This window comes from Devosia sp., assembly GCF_028290645.1.
Taxonomy (GTDB): domain Bacteria; phylum Pseudomonadota; class Alphaproteobacteria; order Rhizobiales; family Devosiaceae; genus Devosia_A.
The window spans coordinates 1-2673 of the sequence record NZ_JAQGJL010000388.1; the positions used below are offsets into that span (position 1 = coordinate 1).

Here is a 2673-nt window from a genome sequence, read left to right on the forward strand (position 1 = left end):
TGGGGGTCCACAGCCACCGGACGATCGGTGTGCGGCAACGCTGATGACAGGACACACGCGAACCCCTATGTCTCCCCCATGCCCACCCCGCTGCTCGCCATCGACACCGCCGCACCCCGCCTGCAGCTTGCGCTGCTGACGGACACCCGTGTCGACAGCCTCGTCGAGGACATGGCGCAGGGCCAGGCCGAGCGCATCTTCCCCGCCATCGCCGAACTCCTTGCCCGCAATGGCCTCACCTACAAGGACCTCGCCCGCATCGCCGTCACCACCGGCCCCGGCTCCTTCACGGGCCTGCGCATCGGCCTCAGTGCCGCCCGCGGCCTCGGCCTCGCGCTGAGCCTCCCGGTCATCGGCGTCCCCTCGCTCCTCGCGCTGTCGCTCGCCACCGCCTGCACGCCCACTGCCGTCCTCCTCGATGCGCGCCGCGACGAGGCCTATTTCCAGCTCTTTTCCGGCCCCGGCATCCCCGTCGGCGGCCCGGCCCTCCTGCCGGTGAACGAGGCCCGCCGCCGCATCCCGCCCGGCAGCGAAACCCTCACCTCGCCCTTCATCGACATCGCCGCCCTTGCGAGCTTCGCCGCCACCGCCGATCCCAGCCTCTTTCCCCCCGAGGCTGCCTACATCCGCGATGCCGATGCCAAGCCGCAGGGAAAATTCCGTGTCGCCCGAGTGACCGCCCCATGAAGCTCTGGCTCGCCCCCGCCGGCCTCCACATCGAGCCCGCCAGGACCGAGGACGCCGACGCCGTCGCAAAGCTCCACGCCGCCGGCTTCTATCGCGGCTGGCCGCGCGAGGAGTTCGCCGCCTACATCACTGGCGACGACACCCCGATCTATGTCGCCTGTGACGCCAAACGGAAGATCGCCGGCTTCGCCATGCTGCGCCACCTGGGCGAGGACGCCGAGCTCATCACCATCGCGGTCGACACCAAGTGGCGGAAGCGCGGCGTCGGGCTTGCGCTGATGCGGGCGCTGTTCGACGACCTGTTGATGAGTCCGGCCAAACGTCTCGTCCTCGAGGTCGCGACCGACAACGCCGCGGCGCTCCGCCTCTATGCCAAGCTCGGCTTCAAGACCATCGGCGAGCGCAAGGGCTATTACCCGCGCCCCGACGGGACCCCGGCCACCGCTATTGTCATGGCCCGCGATCTTGGTTAACCCCGGCTGGAGCGTGAGCAGGAAAAGTTGCAGACTTTTCCGGTTCGCGAGCGCGACCACCAAGAAACCACCTGAACGGGAGACGTGAAGGTGAGCAAGCCCGGACTCCTCACCCTCGAAGAGCAGTGCGCCCAGAAGGGCATGCGCATGACCGACCAGCGCCGCGTCATCGCCCAGGTCATCGAGCAGGCCGTCGATCACCCCGATGTCGAGGAGCTCTACCGCCGCGCCAGCGCCATCGACGCGCGCATTTCGCTCTCGACCGTCTACCGCACGCTGAACCTGTTCGAGGAATCCGGCCTCGTCACCAAGCACGATTTCAAGGATGGCCGCGCCCGCTTCGAGCTGATTCCCGACGAGCATCACGACCACCTGATCGATATCCGCTCCGGCAAGGTGATCGAGTTCCGCAACGAAGAGATCGAAGCCATCCAGGAAGTCATCGCCAAGCGCCTCGGCTACCAGCTGGTCGACCACCGGCTGGAGCTCTATGCTGTGCCGCTGAAGCCGGACGAGAAGAAGAAATGATCCTCCGCAGCCTGTTCTTCATCTTCTGCTACGTGCCGTTCCTCATCGTCTTCGTGCCGCTGCAGACCATCGTCAGCCGGCTGGGGCTGAGCTGGAACCTCATTCCGCGCTGGTTCCACTGGTTCGGCTGCACCTTCCTCGCCATGAAGGTGAACGTCATCGGCGCGCCCTCGCACGACCGCGCGACGCTGATTGTCTCCAATCACATCTCGTGGACCGACATCATCGCCGTCGGCTCCAAGGCCGACGTCACCTTCGTCGCCAAGTCCGAGATCCGGAACTGGTTCTTCGTCGGCTTCATGGCCTCGCTGCAGCGCACCCTCTATGTCGATCGCAAGCGCCGCGGCGACGCGCATCGCGCCTCCCGCGAGATGGGCAAGCGCATGGCCTCGGGCGGCGCCGTGCTGCTGTTCGCCGAAGGCCAGTCCGACCTGGGCACGCATGTGCTGCCGTTCCGCTCGGCGTTGATCGGGGCGGCGCAGCATGCGATGCAGGACGCCGGCGCCGCCGAGGTGATGATCCAGCCGCTGACCATCGCCTATACGCGGCTGCAGGGCCTGCCCGTGGGGCGCAGCGACCGCTCGTTCATCGCCTGGATCAAGTCCAAGTCGATCCGGCAGAACATCCGCGAGATCCTCACCGGCGGCACCCGCGAGGTCACCCTGGCCTTCGGCACGGCCCGGCCGCTGACCGCCGGCTCGGACCGCAAGGTCGTGGCCCGGGAGGCGGAGGCGGAAGTTCGCCGCATGCTGGTGGCCCTCAACCGCGGCACGGCGCTGCCGGTCGCCGCCGCGTGACCCCCACTCTTCAGCGCATCGCCTGCTCGAAATCGGCGATGATGTCGCCGGGGTCCTCGATGCCGACCGAGACTCGGAACACGCCCTCGCCGGCCCAGTCGCGATAGGCCGCGGCGTCGATGCCGGTGAACGAGGAGCGGACGATGTCGTCGCTGCCGATGAAAAAACAGAGCGACTTGGTCTTGCCC

4 protein-coding genes are annotated in these 2673 nt (G+C 67.6%); all 4 read left to right on the forward strand.

The window, feature by feature from the left end:
* On the forward strand, window positions 1–687 hold a 687-nt coding region (gene tsaB, locus JWQ89_RS20595), incomplete at its 5' end, for a tRNA (adenosine(37)-N6)-threonylcarbamoyltransferase complex dimerization subunit type 1 TsaB (RefSeq protein ID WP_299644189.1).
* Window positions 684–1160 carry a ribosomal protein S18-alanine N-acetyltransferase gene (gene rimI / locus JWQ89_RS20600; RefSeq protein ID WP_299644191.1) on the forward strand — a complete coding sequence of 159 codons (477 nt, stop codon included), beginning with the start codon at window positions 684–686 and terminating at the stop codon, window positions 1158–1160. The genes tsaB and rimI, both read left to right, overlap by 4 nt.
* Before the next feature lie 141 nt (window positions 1161–1301).
* Entirely contained in the window at window positions 1302–1688 is a 387-nt protein-coding gene (locus tag JWQ89_RS20605; protein ID WP_299644195.1) for a Fur family transcriptional regulator, read from the forward strand.
* Window positions 1685–2485 (forward strand): lysophospholipid acyltransferase family protein, encoded by an 801-nt coding sequence (locus JWQ89_RS20610; protein ID WP_299644192.1) that lies wholly within the window; start codon window positions 1685–1687, stop codon window positions 2483–2485. The genes JWQ89_RS20605 and JWQ89_RS20610 overlap by 4 nt, the downstream gene beginning before the upstream one ends.
* The last annotated feature ends 188 nt before the right edge of the window (window positions 2486–2673 follow it).

What these genes read in the sequence shown, in the direction of transcription:
- rimI (WP_299644191.1), top strand. Translation starts at nt 684, where the DNA reads ATGAAGCTCTGGCTCGCCCCCGCCGGCCTCCACATCGAGCCCGCCAGG.
- JWQ89_RS20605 (WP_299644195.1), top strand. Translation starts at nt 1,302, where the DNA reads ATGCGCATGACCGACCAGCGCCGCGTCATCGCCCAGGTCATCGAGCAG.
- JWQ89_RS20610 (WP_299644192.1), top strand. Translation starts at nt 1,685, where the DNA reads ATGATCCTCCGCAGCCTGTTCTTCATCTTCTGCTACGTGCCGTTCCTC.